Here is an 18,995-nt window from a genome sequence, read left to right as displayed (position 1 = left end):
ACGACACCATTCCTGCACGGAATGACGCGGGGGGCCCGATCAGGCCCTGCCCGCCTCCGCGCGAAACACCTCTTCCATCTCCCGCCGGAACCGGATCGCCGGGTCGTCGGCCGGGACCGACACGTCGTCCCACGAGACCGGCGTACCGGCGGCGACGGGCCGGGTGAGGGTGAGACCGTGGGCAAGCCCGATCGGCAGTCCGCCGGCACGGAGCGAATCGCGCGCCGGCATCAGCCGGCCGTAGACCGTGTAGCCGCCCTCCCCGTCCAGGCGCTCGCCGGCCTTCAGGTCGCGCTTGGCGGTCGCCACCACGTCGCCGGAGAAGCCCCGTGTCGTGCCGGTGGGTTCGCCCCGCACCGCGATGCTGGCGACCGACAGGCCGAGTTCGAGCCCGATCAGGTGGTAGGGCTTGTACATCGCGCTGTAGGTGCCGCTCGGATCGGTCTTCAGGCCGTACTCCGCAAAGCACTTGCGGACGTAGTCGGAGGGTGCCTCGAAGGTGACGTAGACGCCCCAGCGCAGGTCGCGAAACACCGGGCGGCCGTCGCGCTCGAGCGACGACACCACCTCGACGGTGCCGTCCACCGGCAGGATGCCGCCGGCCGATCGCGGACGCAGCAGGGTCGGCAGGTCGTCGACGCCGCAAGCCGGGAAGGCGAGGCCGCCGGGCGGGGGCGTCAGGTCGCAGGCATTGGCCACCGCCGCCATCTCCAGCGCCGACTTGGTGCCGTCGAGGAAGGAGTTGAACATCTGCCGGTTGAAGTCGCCGCCCGCGACCTGCTCCTCGGTGAAACCGTAATGGCCCCAGACCGTGTCGGGGGTCGAGGCGTGGTAAACCGGCAGGTACTTGGTGCCCTTGCCGGCGCAGACCACGCGAAACCCCGCGGTGCGGGCCCAGTCGACGAGCTCGGCGATGAGCGCCGGCTGGTCGCCATAGGCGAAGGAATAGACGATCCCGGCCTCCGCCGCCCGGCGGGCGATGAGCGGGCCGGCCAGCGCGTCGGCCTCGACGTTGACCATCACGATGTGGCGCTTGTGCCGGCAGCAGGCGAGCGCATGGCGGATGCCGGCGCCGGGATGGCCCGTGGCCTCGACGATCACCTCGATCCCGTCGGCGGCGATCAGGCCTTCCGCGTCGTCGGTGAGAAAGGTGGTGCCGTTGCGCATCGCCTCGGCGGCGCTCGTCGCCTCGTACCGCTCCGCCGGCCAGCCGACCCGGGCGAGCGCGGCCCGCGCCCGCTGCGGATCGAGATCGGCGATGCCGACGACGTGCAATCCCGGGGTGCGCGGCGCCTGCGACAGGAACATCGAGCCGAACTTGCCGGCCCCGATCACCCCGATGCGTACCGGATGGCCGGCCGCCGCCCGCGCGGCGAGCGTGTGGTACAGGCTCATGTCCCCTCCCCCGGGCGGCCACCGGCCGCCCTTCGCGTTTCCTGTCGGCGCGCGTCGCGGGCGCCGTTGCGGCAAGCGTCACGGATCGGCAGCATGCGGTCAACCGCGCGGATCGCCGGGCGGGGATGGGATACGGACATGGCCTTCACCTTCGCGCGGCTGACCCCGGAACTCCTGATCGCCGACCTGACGCGTAGCCTGCATTTCTGGGTCGACCTGATCGGCTTCCGGATCGCCTACGACCGGCCGGAGGACGGTTTCGCCTATCTCGACCTCGACGGGGCGCAGGTGATGCTGGAGACGCGCCACCCCTCGTCTCGACAGTGGCTCACCGGCCCGCTGGAGGCGCCGCTCGGGCGCGGCATCAACTTCGAGATCGGCGTCCCGGCGGTGGAGCCGATCCTGGCCCGGCTGGAGGCGGCGGGCTGGCCGCTCTTCATGGCGGTCGAGGACAAGTGGTACCGGGCCGGCGAGGTCGAGGTGGGCCAGCGCCAGTTCCTGGTGCAGGACCCGGACGGGTACCTGCTGCGTCCCGCCGCGAGCCTGGGATCGCGGCCGCTGAGCGCACGGGGGTGACGGCATGACGGCCACGCTGACGCGCGCGACCCTGGTCCCGGAACTCGTGGTCGCCGATCTCGCCACGAGCCTGCGCTTCTGGGTCGACCTGATCGGCTTCCGGATCGCCTACGACCGGCCGGAGAACCGGTTCGCCTATCTCGACCGCGACGGAGCGCAGGTGATGCTGGACCAGTACAATCCATCCGCCCGGCACTGGCTGACCGGCCCGATGGATCGGCCGCTTGGCCGTGGGATCAACCTCCAGATCGAGGTCGCGGCGGTGGAGCCGATCCTGGGCCGGCTGGACGCGGCCGCCTGGCCGCTGTTCATGGCGGTTGAGGATGCGTGGTACCGGGCCGGCGCCATCGAGGTTGGGCAGCGCCAGTTCCTGGTGCAGGATCCGGACGGCTACCTGTTGCGCCTCGGCGCGAAACTGGGGGAGCGGCCGGTGGCCGCGACGGCACCATGACGCCAATCCGCATCCGCGCCCTCGACCACTTCGTGCTGGTCGTCCTCGGCATCGACGCGACGGTGGCGTTCTACCGGCGCACGCTCGGCCTCGAGGCGCGCGAGATTGCGCCCAAGCGCTGGGCGCTCCATTTCGGGTCCCAGAAGATCAATCTCCAGCAACTGCACGCGAGCGTCGATCCGCAGGCCCGTCACCCGAGCCGCGGCGCCGGGGATTTCTGCCTGCTGACCGACACGCCGCTCGCCGAGGTCGTCGCGCATCTGGAGCGTGAGGCCATCGCGATCGTCGACGGGCCGATCGAGCGGACCGGCGCGACCGGCCGGATCCTGTCGGTCTACTTCTACGATCCCGACGAGAATTTGGTCGAGGTGAGCAACCTCATCGCGTGAGGTCACACCCACCGGCGATCCTCAGATCTCGATCTCGGTCCCCACCTCCACCACCTGCCGGGCCGGCACGCAGAAGAAGGCGCCGGTGCGCTCGCCGTTGCGCATCATGAAGGCGAACAGGGTCTCGCGCCACGCGGCCATGCCGCGGTGGTCGCGCTTCGGGATAACCGTCTCGTGGCCGACGAAGACCGTGACGTCCTCGACGAAATCGGCCGGCAGCCCGCGATGGGCGACCGCGCAGGCCAGGCCGTCGGGGATCGAGGCATCCTCCATGAAGCCGTAGCGGAGCGTGACGCGGTAGAGGTCGGGCGCGATCCGGGTCACCTCGGCGCGCTCGGTGGCCGGCACCACCGGCATCTCCTCGTAGAGCGCGGTGACGATGGTGCAGCGGGCCGGCAGGGCGTGGCTGCGCTCCAGGAACCGGGTCATGTGCAACGGGATGCCCTTGGTGGCCGCCGACAGGAACGCTCCGGCCCCGGGCAGGCGGATCGGCGGATGCGCCTGCAGGGCGGCCACGAACGCGCCCTCGTCCTGGCGGGCGCCGACCCGGTGGGCCTCGATCAGCCGGGTGCCCTGGAGCCAGGTCAGCATCGTCACGGCGACGATCGCGGTGAGCACGAGCGGATACCAGCCGCCCTCGAAGATCTTCACGCTGTTGGCCGACAGGAATACGAGGTCGATCAGCAGGAACACGCCGTTGACCGCGAAGACCAGCAGCGGGTTGAAGCCCCACCGCCGGGCGATGAGGGCGGCGAGCAGGGTGGTGATCGCCATCAGCAGCGAGACCGCGATGCCGTAGGCGCCGGCGAGCGCGTCCGAGGTCTCGAAGATCAGGACGGCGCTCAGGGTCGCGGCGGCGAGCAGCCAGTTCACCGCCGGCACGTAGATCTGCCCCTGTGCGTCGCGCGCCGTATGGACGATGCGGATGAAGGGCAGGAAGCCGAGCTGGATCGCCTGCTGGGTCAGCGAGAACACGCCCGAGATGATCGCCTGCGAGGCGATCACGGTGGCGACGGTCGCGAGCCCGATCAGGGGGTAGTGCGCCCAGTCGGGGCTGAGGCGATAGAACGGATTCTCGATCGCGTCGGGCTCGGCCAGCAGCACGGCGCCCTGCCCGAAATAGTTGATCACCAGGGCCGGCAGGACCAGGCCGAACCAGGCGAGCCGGATCGGCCGGGCGCCGAAATGGCCGAGATCGGCATACATCGCCTCGCCGCCGGTGACCGCCAGGAAGGCGGCGCCGAGCATCGCGAAGCTGACGTGCCAGCCCGCATGGGTCAGGAACTCGACCGCCTTCAGGGGATTGAGCGCGGCGAGGATCTGCGGCGCGTGCAGGATGCCGCCGATGCCGAGCAGTGCCAGGACGGCGAACCACACCAGCATCACCGGCCCGAAGATCCGCCCGATGAAGGCCGCGCCCTTGCTCTGGATCAGGAAGAGCCCGACCAGGATGACGAGGGTGATCGGCATCACCGCGCGGGCGAGGCCCGGTGCCTCGACCTTCAGCCCCTCGACGGCGCTGAGCACCGAGATCGCCGGCGTGATCGCCCCGTCGCCGTAGAGGAGCGCGGCGCCGACGAGGCCGACGACGAGGAGGAGGCCGGCCCGGCTGCGCGGCTCGGCGTGGCGGGCGCCGAGCAGCGCCAGCATCGCCACGATGCCGCCCTCGCCGTGGTTGTCGGCCCGCAGGATCAGCACCGCGTATTTGAGCGACACCACGACGAGGAGCGCCCACAGGATCAGCGACACCGCGCCGATCACCGCCGCCGGCTCGGCCTGGCCGTGACCGGCGGCCTTCACCGCCTCCTTGAAGGCGTAGAGGGGACTCGTGCCGATATCGCCGTAGACGACGCCGAGGGCGCCGAGGATCAGGGCGGGCTTCAGGCGCTTGACCGGCTCCCGCGTCGCCGCCTTCGACGACGTATCCTCGTCCACCGTGCCGAGCTGACCCACGGGCGCCTCCCCCGGCAAGCCCGGGTGAGATCCCGCCCGCTGCCGCATCCAGGAACGCGGATCCCGCCGCGGGGCTCCGTCCGGGCCGCGGCCTAGGCGAAGAAGTTATGCCCTGATGTCGAGGAGCCGTTTCGTTGCGTCGTCGGCGGCACCGAGGATCGCGGCATTGAGACGGACCTGCAGGCGGGCGCTGACCAGATCGGCCGCAGCGGTGGCGAGGTCGGGCTCGTCGGAACCGGGACCCGTCCCAGCCCGGGCGATGCGCCCGGCGCTTGCATCGAACTGGCGGGATGCAGCGAGCAGACCGAAGGTCGCGGTGCGGACGGCATCGATCATCGTACTCTCCTCAAGTGCAGAGCCTGCCGTGGCCGCGTGAAGACAGTGTGTGGTGGATCGCTCGCATTCGAGCGTTTCGGAAGCCGCCTGCAGCAGCGGGCAGGGCGCGGCGGAGGCGGTTTGGGACCCATCCGCCCCCTCCGCGTTATTCGGCCAGAAAGCTCTCACAGAGGACGTGGACATGACGGAGACCGTGCTGATCGCCGGCGCCAGCGGGATCGTCGGCAGCGCCGCGGCGGCGGTGATGCGGGAGGCGGGCTGGACGGTGCTGGGGCTGGCCCGCAACCCGACCGGGCAGGAGGGCGTCACGCCGGTGGCCGCCGACCTGCAGGACCCGGAGAGCCTGCGCGCCGCCCTGGCACCGCACCGGCCGACCCGGCTGGTGCTGGCGACCTGGATGCGCCGGCCGACCGAGGCCGAGATGATCCGGGTCAACGGCGCGATGGTGCGCAACCTCCTCGACGCGTTGCGGCCGGCCGGCACCCTGCGCCACGCCGCCCTGGTCACGGGCCTCAAGCACTATCTCGGGCCGTTCGAGGCCTACGGGAAGGGCGCGGTCCCCCAGACCCCGTTCCGCGAGGAGCAGGGACGGCTGCCGGTCGAGAACTTCTACTACGCGCAGGAAGACGAGGTCTTCGCGGCAGCGAGGCGCGACGGGTTCTCGTGGAGCGTGCACCGCCCGCACACGATCATCGGCAAGGCGGTCGGCAACGCGATGAACATGGGCACCACGCTCGCCGTCTACGCCACGCTGTGCCGCGAGACCGGCCGGCCGTTCCGCTTCCCCGGCTCGGCCATGCAGTGGAACGGCCTCACCGACATGACCGACGCCCGGCTGCTCGCCCGCCACCTGCTCTGGGCCTCGACCGCGCCGCAGGCCGCCAACGAAGATTTCAACGTGGTGAACGGCGACGTCTTCCGCTGGAGCTGGATGTGGGGCCGGATCGCGGCCCGGTTCGGGATCGCGCCGGCGCCCTTCGACGGGACCGTGCGGCCGCTGGAGGCGCAGATGGCGGAAGACGGCCCGCTCTGGGCCGAGATCGCGAACAGGCACGGCCTCGCCGAGCCGCGCCTCGACCGTCTCGCCTCGCCCTGGCACACCGACGCGGATCTCGGCCGCCCGATCGAGGTCGTGACCGACATGGGCAAGAGCCGCCGCCTCGGCTTCCTCGACTACCAGCCCACCGACGATGCATTCCAGGATCTGTTCGAGCGCCTGCGGGCCGACCGCCTGATTCCCTGACGCTCCCGGTGCCCGGCCGCATGCCGCGGCCGGGCGCTGACAAAGCAAGAAAATGCATGATCAATCCCAGGTTGTGCACCTATAGTAGGAATTGCTTCAGATCTCACCGTTAGCGTTTTCGCGACGAGGAGATCTGAGAGAATGTCCATCAGGGCGCGCGTATTTGGGGGGTTCGGGCTGATCCTCCTGCTGACGGTCGCGGTTGCGGCGATCGGCTGGCACACCCTGACGGGCTTCGCCCGGCGGGTCGACACGGCCAACGCCGCCCAGACGCTGGCGGGCGAGATCGGCGATCTCGCGCTGGCCACCGACCGGGCCCTGAAGAGCGAGGATGCGCGCCGGGAGGACGCCCTGCGGGCCGCGATCGCGCGGGTGCGGGAGAGCGCCGGGTCGTTCTCGGGCCGGCTGGCGGGCGATCCGGCGGCGCAGGCCTCGGCCTCCGGCATCGGCACGGCCCTCGACGGGTTCGAGGCCGCGATCAAGGCCTTCGGCACCCAGAAGGCCGAGACGCGCTCGCTCCAGGACCGCCACGCCGCCCTCATCACCGAGCTGCAGACCACGGTGGCCGGCATCGGCGCGGCGCAGGAGCGCCAGCTCGCGCAGGCCGGCAAGGACCTCGAGCGCGCCCTGGCCGACCAGAAGACCGCCTACAATACCGGCGTGGTCGTCTCCTACGCGATCCGCTCCGCCCTCGAGCTGCAGGCGCTCCAGGTCGGCGTCCTCACCGGCGACAACGACGACGGCCGGATGGAGATGGAGGCCAAGGCGAACTCGGTCTCGGTGCTGATCCGGCGGCTGGCCGCCATGACCTCGATGGAGGCGGTCGAGCCCGCCAGGGTCGCCCTGGAGGCCTACCGCGCCCGTCTCGACGCCCCCGTCACGCCCGCCGAGCGCGAGGCGCGCCAGGAGGAGCTGCGGCCGATGTTCGGGGCCCTGATCATCGGACTCGGTCAGGTCGAGCAGGCGCAGAACAACGCCCAGACCGCCGCCCAGGTGACGCTGCGCCAGCAGCAGGACCGGGTCGCCTCGGGCACGAGCCTGCTCGTCGCCAGCGGCAAGGCGATCACCGCCGCCAAGGAGGCGCAGGCCCTGGAGCAGCGCCTGATCCTGGCCCGCGACGCCGAGGCCGCCAAGGCCCTCGACGCGACGGCGGCCGCCCTCATCGATCACGCCGAGACGATCCTGTACGGCGACATCGACGCCGCCTCGCAGACGGTGCTGCGCGACCTGAACACCAAGGTGCGGGCCTTCAAGGACAGCATCCCCGACATCGTGAAGGCCAACGACGCCCAGGCGACGATCCTGTCCGACCTCGACCGGCGTTCGGGCGAGCTCGTCTCGGCCGCCGAGGGCATCGGCGCCGGAGAACTCGCCCAGCTCGCCGCCGAGCGCGACCGGGCGCTGTGGCTGCTCGCCGGCGGCGTGGCGCTCGCCTGCGCCATCGGGGCGGGCCTGGCCCTGCTGATCGGGCGCGGCATCACCCGGCCGGTCGACCAGCTCTCGGGCGCGATGCGCCAGCTCGCCGACGGCGACCTCGCCACCGAGGTGCCGGCGCAGGGACGCCGCGACGAGATCGGCGCCATGGCGGCCACCGTGCGGGTGTTCCGCGAAGCCCTGCTCGCCAAGCGGGACGCCGACGAGGCCGCCGCCGCGGAGGCCGCCGCCAAGGCCGAGCGCGCCGCGCGCCTCGACGCCGTGACGCGCTCGTTCGAGGCCAACGTGGTGGCGATGACCGAAACGCTGGGCGAGGCCGCCACCGGCATGGAGGCGACCGCCCGGGCGATGACCGAGGCCGCCGAGACCACCAACGGCCGCTCGGCCGAGGTGGCGGGCGCCGCCGAGCAGACGCTCGCCAACGTCCAGATGGTGGCGGCGGCGAGCGAGGAGCTCTCGGTCTCGATCGGCGGCATCGCCGCCCAGGTCGCCCAGTCCTCCGACATCGCCCGCGACGCGGTCGACCAGGCGCGGCGCACCGACGAGACGGTGCAGCGGCTGGTGAAGTCCGCCGACCAGATCGGCGACATCGTGGCGCTGATCTCCTCGATCGCCTCGCAGACCAACCTTTTGGCGCTCAACGCCACCATCGAGGCGGCCCGGGCCGGCGAGGCGGGCCGCGGCTTCGCGGTCGTCGCGGCGGAAGTCAAGGAGCTGGCGAGCCAGACGAGCCGCGCCACCGCGGAGATCGCCCAGCAGATCGGCCATATCCAGGAGACCACCGGCGGCGTCGTGCAGGCGATCCGGGACATTTCCGGGGTGATCGAACGGATGTCGGAGATCGCCGAGGGCGTGGCCGGCGCCGTCGACCAGCAGGGCGCGGCGACCCAGGAGATCGCCCGCAACGTCCAGAACGCCGCCGAGGGCACCCAGGCCGTCACCGCCGGCATCGGCGCGGTGCAGCGCGAGGCCGGCAGCACGGGCGCCGCCGCGGCGGAAGTCCTCGGCGCCGCCGACCGGCTCGGCCGCTATGCCGGCGAGCTGGAGCGCGAGGTCGCGGTGTTCCTGAAAGGGGTGAAGGCGGCCTGACGCGGATCCGAAGCACTCGAGACGAACAGGGGGATGCGGCTGGCCCGCATCCCCCTTTCTCGTTGCGGCCGCGCCTACGGCCAGGATATCGGCGGAGACCCTGGCCCTGGCAGCGCGTGCCCAGGACGCTCAGGCCATCCCCACCACGTTCTCCCTCCCCGCGTTCGGGCCCTACCGTCAGGTGCTCCCGGGCGCGTCGCCGGCGAAGGACGGTTCGAGCGACGCCGCGGCCGATCGGAGTCTCGCCAGGTAGTCCGTGTGATTGCGCAGCGCATCGGCCCTCGGAGCGACGAGGCAGAGCGTCGCGGCGGCCGTCCCGTCGGCGCGCTTGATCGGAACGGCGAAGCAATGGGTGTAGCTGTCGACGATCGAATCGAACGTGAAATAGCCGTCGGCCACCGCACGCCGGCCCTGCGCGGCGAATTCGGCCGGATCGAGCCATTGGCCGGAGGGCAGGCGAAAATCGTCCGGCGGCACGAAGGCGCGGATCTCCTCGAGGTCGCGATGGCCGAGGAGGAGCCGGCCCGACGCCGTCCAGGGAATCGGGGTTCGCTCGCCGAGGCTCGACGAGATCCGGAAAGGCCGCGAGCCCTCGCGCATCATGGCGACCGTGTACTTGTTGCCGTCGAGCAGGCAGAACTGCGCCGTTTCATGCGTCTCGGTCGCCAGGCGCTCGAGCACCGTTGCGACACGGCTCGGCAGGTCGGAGTGCTGGCCGTAAGCCTGGCCATAGAGGAAGAGGCGGCGGCCGAGGAACACCCGGCCCTCCGCATCCGCCGCTTCCAGCACGCTGAGCTTCAGGAGCGCCGCGACGATCTCGTAGACGGTCGATCGCGGCGCCGCCAGGGCGGAGGCGATCTCGTTGGGACGGAGCGGGCGGCCCGCCTCGCGAAGCGCGTCGAGGATGTCGAACGCACGGTCGAGCCCGCGCGCCCGTCGGTTGGCGGTCTCGTCCGCGCGCTTGTCCATTCGGTCCCCGTTCCGTCCGCCTCCGGGCTTATTTCCGCTTGTAGGCGACGCAGTCAATCTCGACCTTGCAATCCACCATCATGGACGACTGCACGCAGGCGCGAGATGGCGGATGATCCCCGAAGTACTGGGCATAGACGCCGTTGAAGCTCCAGAAGTCTCGGGGATCGTCCAGCCAGACACCGACGCGCACGACATCCTCCAGCGTGTAGCCGGCCTCGGTGAGGATGGCGATCAGGTTCTCCATGGTCTTGCGAGTCTGCTGGACGATGCCGCCCGGCACGATCTCGCCGTTCTCCATGGCCACCTGGCCGGAGACGTAGAGCCAGCCGTCGGCCTCCACGGCGCGGGCGAAGGGCAGCGGCTTGCCGCCGGCCCCCGTCTCGCCGGCACCATAACGCTTGAGAGTCATGCGTCGGGATCCTGTTCTCTCAGTTGAAGCGGGAAGACTGAAGGAAGGCGGCCAGGCGCTCGGTCTTCGGCGCCGCGAACATCTCGCGCGGGTTGCCCTCCTCGCCGATGCGGCCGCCATTCATGAAGATGACGCGGCTCGACACCTCGTAGGCGAAGCGCATCTCGTGGGTGACGAGCATCATCGTCATGCCGTCCTCGGCGAGCGTGCGCACGACCTGGAGCACCTCGGCGACCAGTTCCGGGTCGAGCGCGGAGGTCACCTCGTCGAAGAGCATCAGGCGCGGGCTCATGGCGATGGCGCGGGCGATCGCGACGCGCTGCTGCTGGCCGCCCGAGAGCTTGGACGGGTAGTGGTCCTTGCGCGACAGGAGGCCGACCCGGTCGAGCCAGGTCTCGCCCAGCGCCCGCGCCTCGTCGCGCCCCATCTTGCGCACCAGGACGAGGCCGAGCGTGACGTTCTCGAGCGCCGTCATGTGCGGGAAGAGGTTGAACTGCTGGAAGGCCATGCCGGTCAGCGCCCGCTGGCGGGCGATGTCCTTGTCGCTCTTGCGCCGGCGCTGGCCGCCGCTGGTCGTGAAGCCGATCTCTTCGCCGTCGATGCGGATCGTGCCGCCCTGGAACTCCTCCAGCATGTTGATGCAGCGGAGCATCGTCGTCTTGCCGGACCCCGACGAGCCGATGATGGAGATCACCTCGCCGGCCCTCACGTCGCAATCGACGCCCTTGAGCACCTCCACCGAACCGTAGCTCTTGCGCAGGTCGCGGATCTCCAGAAGGTTCGCGGTCACAAGGTTCGCGGTCATGGGCGCGCCTCTCATTGGACGCTCACCCGGCGCTCGACGGCACGGCCGAGACGCTCGATGGCGTAGTTGACGACGAAGTAGAGAAAGCCGGCGAGAAGATAGAATTCGAGGCTGTGGAAGGCGCGGGAGATGACCTCCTGCGTGCGCAGGAGCAGTTCCGCCACACCGATGACGGAAAGGAGCGTCGAAGCCTTCACCATCTCGGCCGCCGTATTGACGAGCGGGGGCAGCGCGAGGCGCAGCGCCTGCGGTCCCAGGACGTACCGGAAGGTCTGGCCGAAGGTCAGACCGATCGCCTTGGCGGCTTCCGTCTGCCCCTTGTGCAGCGTTTGAAGTGCGCCGCGCGTGATCTCGCCGACATGCGAGGCGCAGAAGAGGGTGAGCGCGAGGACGCCCGCCTGGAAGGCCGAGAGGTCGAGTCCGACCGTGCCGAGAATGTAGAAGCTGGCGAGCACCAGGACGAGGACCGGCGTGCCGCGCACGATGTCGGTGTAGGCGCGGGCGAGGAGGCGCACGACGCGGTTGCCGTAGGTGAGCGCGAGGCCGAGCAGCGTGCCGAGCACCGTCCCGCCCAGGATGGCGAGCAGGGACACGGCGACCGTGGTGCCGAGCCCGTAGAGGAGCGGCCAGCGCGCGATCCAGACGATGTCGACGAAGGAGGGAGGGGCGTTCACGGGCTTCCCTCAGATGGCGAGGCGCGCTTCGACGCGGCGCAGGAGGGCGGCCAGGATCGAGCAGGTCGCGATGTAGAGACCGCTCGCCACGAGCCAGGTCTCGATCACCCGGAAGGTCTCGACGTTGATCTTGCGTGCTTCGAAGGTGAGTTCGGGCACGGCGATCGCCGCGGCGAGCGAGGTATCCTTGAACAGGCCGATGAAGGTGCTGCCGAGCGCGGGCAGGACGGCGCGAAACATCACCGGCAGGGTGATGCGTCGGCGGATCTGGCCTTCGGTGAGACCGATGGCGAGGCCCGCTTCGCGAAGCCCGCGCGGTACGCCGAGAAGCCCGCCGCGAAAGACCTCGGCGAGATAGGCGGCCGAGTAGAGCGCGAGCGCCAGCACGAACGAATTCTGCTTCGACAGGCGCAAGCCCAGCTGGGGCAGCGCGAAGAAGGAGAACAGCACGAGGACGAGCAGCGGCAGGTTGCGCAGGAGCGTGACGTAGGCGTTCGCGGGAACGGACAGGAGCCGGGATCGGCTGATCCGGCCGAAGGCGAGGACGAGGCCGAGGAGGCAGCCGATGCCGATGGCCGTGACGGCGAGGAGGAGACTCAGGCCGAGCCCCCACAGGAGGTCGTCGAAGTTCCGCCAGACGGCGTCGAAATTCAGGGTGTATCCCATCGGAATCGCTCGCGTGACGGAGGGGGCGGGACGGGGCGGCCCGGTCGAGGGCGTCCGGGACGCCGGATCGGCCCCCGACGGCTCTTCGCTCGCGCGCGCCGTGGCTTTCCCCGCGCCACGGACGTCTCGCGCGGAGCGCCTACTTGAACTCGACCGGGAAGCCGATCGCCGGCGGGGGCAGATCCTTGCCGAACCATTTCTTGAAGGACGCGGCATAGGTATCGAACTCGACGCCCGTCATCGCCTCGTGCAGCGCGGTGTTGACGAAGTTGAGCCAGTCCTGATCGCCCTTGGCGACGGCGCACGCATAGGTCTGCGGGCTCCAGTTGTAGCCGGCATCCTTGTATTGCCCGGGATTCTGCGTGACGTACCAGGCGATGGAGGACTGGTCGGTGGCGGCGGCATCCGCACGGCCCGACTGCAGCGCCTGATAGAGAAGGTCCTGCGACTCGTACTGGTCGACCGTCGCCTTGGGCAGCGCCTTCTGGACGAGCGCCTTGGCGTAGACGTTCTGCAGCACCGCGACGGTCACGGAGGAGCCCGCCGCCTTGAGGGCCGCGTAATCCGCGTAGGACCCTCCCTGCTTCAGCATCAGGCCGACGCCCTCGCGATAATAGGGAATGGTGAAATTGACCTGCTGGGCGCGTTCTCCCGTCACGGTCAGGAACTGGCAAGTCATATCCACCTTTCCGGTTGTTATGTTGGGAATGCGCGCGTCCGACGACTGAATGACGAACTTGACCTTGTCCGCATTTCCGAACAGCGCCTTGGCAACGATCTTCGCCATATCGATGTCGAAGCCCTGGAGCGTGTCGCCGGCATCCTTGAAGTGCCAGGGAGCATTGGTCGACCCGGTGCCGACCACCAGCGTCCCGCGCGCCAGGACGCTCTCGAGCTTGGCCGCCGAGGCCGCGTTCGGAAGAAGGGCGACGGACACAACCGTCGCGAGCCCCAGCATGACAGCCTTCGCATCCATCGCCATTCTCACCACGATAATGTCCCTTATAGCGGACACATGACCGCAATAGCGGAATGCCTTATCAACAGGCATGCCTTCTTGTTTGTCAACTGGCTTTGTGAGGGAGATTCGTACGAGGTGACCCAGAGATGCCGGCATTGGCCGTCGATCTCGCCGTCCGATGACCGTCCGAGCGGGAAGCGGGCCAACAGGCGCGGCAGACGTTCCGAGCAGAAGCGCGGGGGGCGATGCGAGGGTTGGCCCCTCCTTGCCACCGATCGTGTTTCCGCGCGCCGCACGATCTTCGGCAGGCGCGCAGCGATGGGGTCGCGATCGGGTCTCGGCCCGACCTGTGATGGATTCGCCGATCTTCCGCGGATCCGGGCAGCTTCGCTCGACGAAACGCGTTCGGCATTGCGCGAATCGCCGGCATCCGACCGGCCCGTCCCACGCGTCGTGGAACGGGTCGCGACGCTACGGGGCGATCCTTGTCGCGCGATGGGCAGGCCGCCGCCTCGACGCGCGCGACGAACATCCTCCCGGCCGGATCGTGGAACGCGTCCGGCCCGCTCGGACAGGTCTACGTCCGACCGTGCGTGGGGGTAGAACAGCGGGCGGGACGCCGCACCATGAGGGCCGACATCCGGGCAGGCGCGCACGCGATGCAGGCCGGCCGCCGCCATCGAAGGCAGGGCCCGTCATGCGCCTGAAGACCGATGGCTTCGGCCCTCCGAACCCTGAAACTACGCCCCGACCCGCACCGTCAGCGCGCCGAGGCCTCCCAGTTCCGCCCGCACCACCTCGCCCGCCTCGACCGGCAGCGGGACCGTGGTGGTGCCGGTGGTGACGACCTGGCCCCGGCGCAGGGTCAGCCCCTGCGCCGACAGGGCGTTGGCGAGCCAGGCGAGCGCGAGCCGCGGATCGTCGAGGGCGTTGCCGCCGCGGCCCTCATAGGGCGCCCTCCCCTCGGCACCGATCCGGGTCGGCATGGCGGCGAGGTCGAGGGCGCGCCAGCCCTCCGGCGCCGGGGGACCGAGGACGAAGAGGTGGGCGCAGGCGTTGTCGGCAATCAGCGCCGCCTCGCCGGCCCGCTCGAACGCCGCGAGGCGCGAGTCCGGAAATTCGATCGCCGGGTGGGCGGTGTCGACCGCCGCCATCACCTCGGCGACGGTATAGGGCTCCGCGCGAGGGGGCAGGTCGGCCCCCATCCGGAACGCGACCTCGGGCTCGGCCACCCGCATCTGGTTGTGGGCGAGCGGCACCACGTCCTCCGGCGAGAGAACGCGCTCGGCGAGCAGCCGGCCGGCGAGCGGCCCGTCGGCGCCGATATGGCGCTGGCCGGCGAGGCTCGTCGCGGCGATCTTCCAGCCGTAGAGGGGTTCGGCGCTGCGCGGCTCGAGCAGGGCCTGGATGCGGTAGGCCGCGTGGCGGTCGGCGGGGGCGAGGTCCGGCGGCAGGGCGGCGAGGAGGCGGCCCTCGCGCCAATGGTCCCAGAGCAGGTCGGAGATGGCCTGTTCCGTCATGCGGCCCTCCCGGTCAGGCCGCCATCGACGGGCAGCGCCACGCCGGTGATGTAGGCCGCCTCGTCGGAGGCGAGGAAGAGCGCCGCGTTGGCGACGTCCCAGGCGGTGCCCATCCGGCCCATCGGGCAGGCGGCGTCGCGGGCCCGCACCATCTCGTCCGGGTCCTGGTACTGGCCGGAGATCTGCTGGTGGATCAGCGGCGTGTTCATCAGCCCGGGCATGATCGCGTTCACCCGGATCCCGTCGCGCGCGTATTGCAGCGCGAGCCCGAGGGTGAAGTTGTTCACCGCGGCCTTGGCGGCGTAATAGGCGGCGTAAGGGTAGCCGGTGTAGCGGATCGCCGCCGTCGACGAGATGTTGACGATGCTGCCGGCACGCTGCGCCAGCATGTGCGGCAGGACGTGCTTGCAGGCGAGGAAGCAGGTGGTGAGGTTGAGGTCGAGGGCGCGGTGCCACTCGGCCTCGGTCAGCTCGATCGGCCCGCCCATCTGGGCGTAGCCGACATTGTTGTGCAGCACGTCGATGCGCCCCTGCGCCGCCATCACCTCGGCGACGAGGGCGGCGACCGCGGCCGAATCGGTGGCGTCGCAGGCCGCGGCCGTCGCCGCGCCGTCCTCGCGCCGGATGATCTCGGCGGTTTCCTCGGCCGCCTCGCGCCGCAGGTCGACGCAGACCACCCGGGCGCCGTGGCGCGCGAAGGTCACCGCCGCGGCCTTGCCGTTGCCCCAGCCCGGCCCCGACGAGCCGGCGCCGAACAGCAGCGCGACCTTGCCCTCGAGCCGCCGCACGCCCGGAGCGTATCCGCCCTCCCCCATCGTCTTCCTCCCCCGGTGCCCCTCGCGCGGGGGCCCTCGTGTCGTCGCGCCTGTCGGCGCGTTGCCGGGCAGCCTATAGAGATCGGGGACCGGCCGCAAAGCCAAGACGCCTGCAAAGCCAGGATGCCCGCAAAGCCAAGACGCCCGCGTGGCCGAGACCCCCGCGTGGCCGAGACGCCCGCGAAACCAGGACGGCCGGAAGAGGAGACGCCATGCCGACCCGCATCATCGCCAAGACCCCGCCCCGCCTCGACGCCGACCTGATCGCGCGCTTTGCCTCCGTGCCGGTGGCGGTGGTGGTCGATCTCCTGGAGGGCCGTACCCAGGTCGATCCGGCGATCCGGCCGCTCAGGCGCATCGCCGGGGGCCCGACGCTCTTGGGCAGCGCCGTGACGGCGGTCTGCGATCCGAAGGATTACGGCGCCGTGCACCACGCCATCGCGGTGGCGCAGGCCGGCGACGTGGTGGTGATCGATGCCGGGGGCAGGAGCGACGTCGCGATGATCGGCGACCTGCTGTCGACGGCGGCGCGCCGCAAGGGGATCGTCGGCCTCGTCGTCGACGGGGCGGTGCGCGACACCGGCATCCTCGGCGGCTGGGGCGATTTCGCGGTGTTCACCCGCCACGTCACCGCCCGCGGCCCGGCCTCGAAGGACGGCGGCACCGTCGACGCCCCGGCGACGATCGGCGGCGCCACAATCCATCCCCGCGACCTGATCCTCGGCGACGACGACGGCGTCGTGGTGATCCCGCGGGACGCCGCCGAGGGCCTGATCGCGAAGGCCGAGGAGCGGGCGCAGGCCGAGATCGGCTGGGAGAAGCGCCTCTCGGCCGGCGAGACCACGCTCGCGGTGTTCGGGGTACCGGACGCGGTGGGGGGCTAACTTCCCCTCGCCTCCTCGACCGTGACCCGGGGCACCGCGAAGCGGTCCCCGGTACGGACGTAGAGGTCGCCGTAGAGCCGGCCCACCGGCAGGAAGGCGTTCTCGCGCAGGTGGCGCCCGTCCGGGGTGAAGAGGTCGTCCCGGGCGTGCAGCGACACGACCTGCCCGAGCACGATGCGGCGCTCGGGGGAGAGGTCGATCACCGTGTGGGTGCGGCAGCCGAGGCTCGCCGGTGACCCGGCGATGCGGTGAGGCCGCACGCCGGTGCAGGGGAGCAGCGTCAGCCCCGCGGCCGGGATCTCGCTCTCGCCGGGCGGGAACTCGGCGGCGCAGACCGTCATCGCCGGCACCATCCCCTCGTCGACGAGGTTGACCACAAACTCGCCGGTCTCGGCGATGGCGCGGGGCGTGTCCTTGAGCGTGCCGTCGGAGCGCAGGTTGAAGCTCAAGGCGACGACCGGCGGCTCCTCGGCGAGCACCTGGAAGAAGCTGATCGGCGCCGCGTTGTCGAGGCCGGCCGCGGAGCGGGTGGTGACGAGGGCGATCGGCCGGGGCGTCACCAGGGCGGTGAGCAGACGGTAGCGATCGCGGGGGGCGAGGTCGTCGAAGCGGAGGTCCATGCCCTCATCCTACGTCCGGCAACGCGCTCTTCGGCAGCAGCATGTGCACGCCCTTGTTGCCGTCCACCGTCTGGGTGACGCGCAGGTTCCCGGCCAGGGAGCACAGCATGTAGGCCTGGTTGCGGGTGAGGCGGGTGCGGGCGCAGACGTGGCGGATCATCTCGCGGACCGCCTGGCGCATCGCCTCGTCCAGGCTCTCGTGCAGGCCGATCGACATCAGGTCGGTCGGCGTCTCGGCGAAGGGCCAGTCGAAGGACAGGTCCTTGCGGACCGTCAGCCGGAAGGTGCCGGTGAGGCCGGTCTCGAGCGCCGTGATGCAGACCTCGCCGTCGCCCTGCACGCCGTGGCCGTCGCCGGCATAGAAGCCCGCCCCGTCAGCGAGGACCGGCAGGTAGAGGGTTGTGCCGACCTTCAGCTCCTTGTTGTCCATGTTGCCGCCGAAGCGGCGCGGCACCGGCGAGGTCACCCGGCCCCAGGCCGGCGGCGGCGCGGTGGCGAGGATGCCGAAGAACGGATCGAGCGGCAGTTCGGTGCCCCAGGGCAGAACCGCGACGCCGCGGGCGACGTCGATATCCGGATGGATGGTCTCGTAGTCGGTGAACTCGTCCGGCAGGGTGCCGAGCAGCGGCAGGATCGCGACGAAGCCCCAGTCCATCCGGAATTGCAGGTCGAGGATGTCGACCTGGAGCACGTCGCCCGGCACCGCGCCGCGGACATGGACCGGCCCGGTGACGAAGTGGGGCCCGAGGCCCGGCGAGAGCGCGTCGAGCGCCGCGAGGTAGTCGGCCGGATGGCGAGAGGGGTCGGGATGGAGCGAGGCCCGGCCGCCGGCCGGGTGCGAGTGCAGCGTGACGGTATCGCCGGATTCCACCGTCAGCACCGGCGGCAGGGCGGCATCGAAATAGCCCAGCACCATCGTGTCGGGCGTGGCGGGGATCTCGTGGTGCGTCGGCATGGGATCCTCCCGGGAGCGTTAGCCCTTTATCGCCTGCAAGAGCCGAGCCGCGGGAGAAGACAGCGGCGTGCCGCCGGCGCATGATGCCGGCAAAATCGGGGGAGGCGCGCGATGGCGCAGATCTGGATCGAGGCGGCGCTCAACGGGCCGTGGGGGCGCGAGCGCCAGCCCGGCATCCCGATCACGGTCGAGGAGGTGGTGGCCGACGGGCTCGCGGCGGCCGCGGAAGGGGCGGCGATCGTCCACGTCCACGCCTACGATCCGCGGACCGGGCGCCAGAACGACGCCTGGGAGACCTATGCCCGCATCATCGAGGGCATCCGGGCGAAGGCCGACGTGATCGTCTATCCGACGATCCCGCTCGCCGGCTCGGACTACGCCGCGAGCGCGGCGAGCCGCTACGCCCATACCGAGGAGCTGGCCCGGCGCGGCCTGATCGAGTGGGCGGTGTGCGATCCCGGCTCCACCACCTTCCTGCGCCACGACGAGGCCGCGGAGCCGGAGAGCGGCTTCATCTACCAGAACCCGATGCCCGACATCCGCGAGGGCCTGCGCATCGCCCGCACCCACCGGATCCGGCCGGGCTACGCCATCTACGAGCCGGGCTTCACCCGCCTGGGTGCGGCGCTCGCCGCCCTGGAGCCGCGCCCGCCCGTTCCGGTCTACCGCTTCATGTTCTCGGACGAGTTCGCCTGGGGCTTCCCGCCCCGGCCGGCCTATCTCGATGCGCATCTGGCGCTGCTCGCCGAATGCGCACCGGGCGCGCCCTGGATGGTGGCGGGTCTCGGCGTCGACATCCTGCCCCTGGTGCCGGCGGCGGTGGTGCGGGGCGGCCACGTCCGGGTCGG

The 18,995-nt window shown here is 70.9% G+C and carries 20 protein-coding genes; 7 read left to right on the top strand and 13 right to left on the bottom strand.

Annotated elements, in window-relative coordinates:
- Positions 1-39: 39 nt before the first annotated feature.
- Positions 40-1,395, bottom strand: a complete 1,356-nt coding sequence (locus tag QR78_RS04545) for an NAD(P)H-dependent oxidoreductase (RefSeq protein WP_048426316.1) — start codon at positions 1,393-1,395, stop codon at positions 40-42.
- A 138-nt stretch (positions 1,396-1,533) separates the two neighbouring features.
- Here QR78_RS04545 and QR78_RS04540 point away from each other — a divergent pair, with 138 nt between their 5' ends.
- Genes QR78_RS04540 through QR78_RS04530 form a run of 3 tightly spaced genes read left to right on the top strand, consistent with a single transcriptional unit; the run spans position 1,534 to position 2,811 of the window.
- Positions 1,534-1,971, top strand: coding sequence for a bleomycin resistance protein (locus QR78_RS04540; protein WP_048426315.1), 438 nt, complete (start codon positions 1,534-1,536; stop codon positions 1,969-1,971).
- Between the two features lie 4 nt (positions 1,972-1,975).
- Complete coding sequence (locus QR78_RS04535) at positions 1,976-2,422, top strand: bleomycin resistance protein (RefSeq protein ID WP_048426314.1); 447 nt, start codon at positions 1,976-1,978, stop codon at positions 2,420-2,422.
- Between the two features lie 5 nt (positions 2,423-2,427).
- Entirely contained in the window at positions 2,428-2,811 is a 384-nt protein-coding gene (locus QR78_RS04530; RefSeq protein WP_202972695.1) for a VOC family protein, read from the top strand.
- Positions 2,812-2,832: 21 nt separating this feature from the next.
- Here the strand turns inward: QR78_RS04530 and QR78_RS04525 are convergent, their stop codons facing one another.
- Positions 2,833-4,812 carry a potassium transporter Kup gene (locus QR78_RS04525; protein ID WP_082171777.1) on the bottom strand — a complete coding sequence of 660 codons (1,980 nt, stop codon included), beginning with the start codon at positions 4,810-4,812 and terminating at the stop codon, positions 2,833-2,835.
- A 57-nt stretch (positions 4,813-4,869) separates the two neighbouring features.
- Positions 4,870-5,100, bottom strand: coding sequence for a hypothetical protein (locus QR78_RS04520; protein ID WP_048426312.1), 231 nt, complete (start codon positions 5,098-5,100; stop codon positions 4,870-4,872).
- Between the two features lie 181 nt (positions 5,101-5,281).
- Between QR78_RS04520 and QR78_RS04515 the strand changes: the two genes are divergently transcribed.
- Positions 5,282-6,343, top strand: a complete 1,062-nt coding sequence (locus QR78_RS04515) for an SDR family oxidoreductase (protein WP_048426311.1) — start codon at positions 5,282-5,284, stop codon at positions 6,341-6,343.
- A 141-nt stretch (positions 6,344-6,484) separates the two neighbouring features.
- A complete protein-coding gene (locus QR78_RS04510) occupies positions 6,485-8,866 on the top strand; it encodes a methyl-accepting chemotaxis protein (protein ID WP_053220793.1) in 2,382 nt (793 codons plus the stop codon).
- A 177-nt stretch (positions 8,867-9,043) separates the two neighbouring features.
- Here the strand turns inward: QR78_RS04510 and QR78_RS04505 are convergent, their stop codons facing one another.
- From QR78_RS04505 to QR78_RS04470, 8 genes are all read right to left on the bottom strand, one after another.
- Positions 9,044-9,835, bottom strand: coding sequence for an IclR family transcriptional regulator (locus QR78_RS04505; RefSeq protein ID WP_048426310.1), 792 nt, complete (start codon positions 9,833-9,835; stop codon positions 9,044-9,046).
- A 28-nt stretch (positions 9,836-9,863) separates the two neighbouring features.
- On the bottom strand, positions 9,864-10,247 hold the full coding sequence (locus QR78_RS04500; protein WP_048426309.1) for a RidA family protein: 384 nt from the start codon (positions 10,245-10,247) through the stop codon (positions 9,864-9,866).
- A gap of 19 nt (positions 10,248-10,266) precedes the next feature.
- Positions 10,267-11,052: an amino acid ABC transporter ATP-binding protein gene (locus QR78_RS04495; protein WP_089504271.1), complete on the bottom strand. Its 786-nt coding sequence runs from the start codon at positions 11,050-11,052 to the stop codon at positions 10,267-10,269.
- Between the two features lie 11 nt (positions 11,053-11,063).
- A complete protein-coding gene (locus QR78_RS04490; protein WP_048426308.1) occupies positions 11,064-11,726 on the bottom strand; it encodes an amino acid ABC transporter permease in 663 nt (220 codons plus the stop codon).
- A gap of 9 nt (positions 11,727-11,735) precedes the next feature.
- Positions 11,736-12,392, bottom strand: a complete 657-nt coding sequence (locus QR78_RS04485) for an amino acid ABC transporter permease (RefSeq protein WP_048426307.1) — start codon at positions 12,390-12,392, stop codon at positions 11,736-11,738.
- A 139-nt stretch (positions 12,393-12,531) separates the two neighbouring features.
- Positions 12,532-13,350, bottom strand: coding sequence for a transporter substrate-binding domain-containing protein (locus QR78_RS04480; protein ID WP_425284190.1), 819 nt, complete (start codon positions 13,348-13,350; stop codon positions 12,532-12,534).
- Positions 13,351-14,093: 743 nt separating this feature from the next.
- Positions 14,094-14,873 (bottom strand): 2-keto-4-pentenoate hydratase, encoded by a 780-nt coding sequence (locus QR78_RS04475; RefSeq protein WP_048426305.1) that lies wholly within the window; start codon positions 14,871-14,873, stop codon positions 14,094-14,096.
- Positions 14,870-15,688, bottom strand: a complete 819-nt coding sequence (locus QR78_RS04470; protein WP_048426304.1) for an SDR family NAD(P)-dependent oxidoreductase — start codon at positions 15,686-15,688, stop codon at positions 14,870-14,872. The genes QR78_RS04475 and QR78_RS04470 overlap by 4 nt, the downstream gene beginning before the upstream one ends.
- 212 nt (positions 15,689-15,900) lie before the next feature.
- Between QR78_RS04470 and QR78_RS04465 the strand changes: the two genes are divergently transcribed.
- Entirely contained in the window at positions 15,901-16,572 is a 672-nt protein-coding gene (locus QR78_RS04465) for an RraA family protein (protein WP_048426303.1), read from the top strand.
- Here the strand turns inward: QR78_RS04465 and QR78_RS04460 are convergent.
- The gene (locus tag QR78_RS04460) at positions 16,569-17,192 is read right to left on the bottom strand and encodes a flavin reductase family protein (RefSeq protein WP_048426302.1); all 624 of its coding nucleotides are present in this window, start codon (positions 17,190-17,192) and stop codon (positions 16,569-16,571) included. The genes QR78_RS04465 and QR78_RS04460 overlap by 4 nt on opposite strands.
- Before the next feature lie 4 nt (positions 17,193-17,196).
- Positions 17,197-18,147, bottom strand: coding sequence for an acetamidase/formamidase family protein (locus QR78_RS04455; protein ID WP_048426301.1), 951 nt, complete (start codon positions 18,145-18,147; stop codon positions 17,197-17,199).
- Positions 18,148-18,258: 111 nt separating this feature from the next.
- On the opposite strand from QR78_RS04455, the gene QR78_RS04450 reads away from it, so the two are divergent.
- Positions 18,259-18,995 (top strand): 3-keto-5-aminohexanoate cleavage protein (locus tag QR78_RS04450; protein WP_048426300.1); only part of this gene is annotated, 737 nt, incomplete at its 3' end.

The sequence above is a fragment of the Methylobacterium indicum genome (assembly GCF_001043895.1).
Classification (GTDB): domain Bacteria; phylum Pseudomonadota; class Alphaproteobacteria; order Rhizobiales; family Beijerinckiaceae; genus Methylobacterium; species Methylobacterium indicum.
Note: the sequence above shows the minus strand (reverse complement) of the source record. Positions and strands in the feature narration are given on the sequence as shown.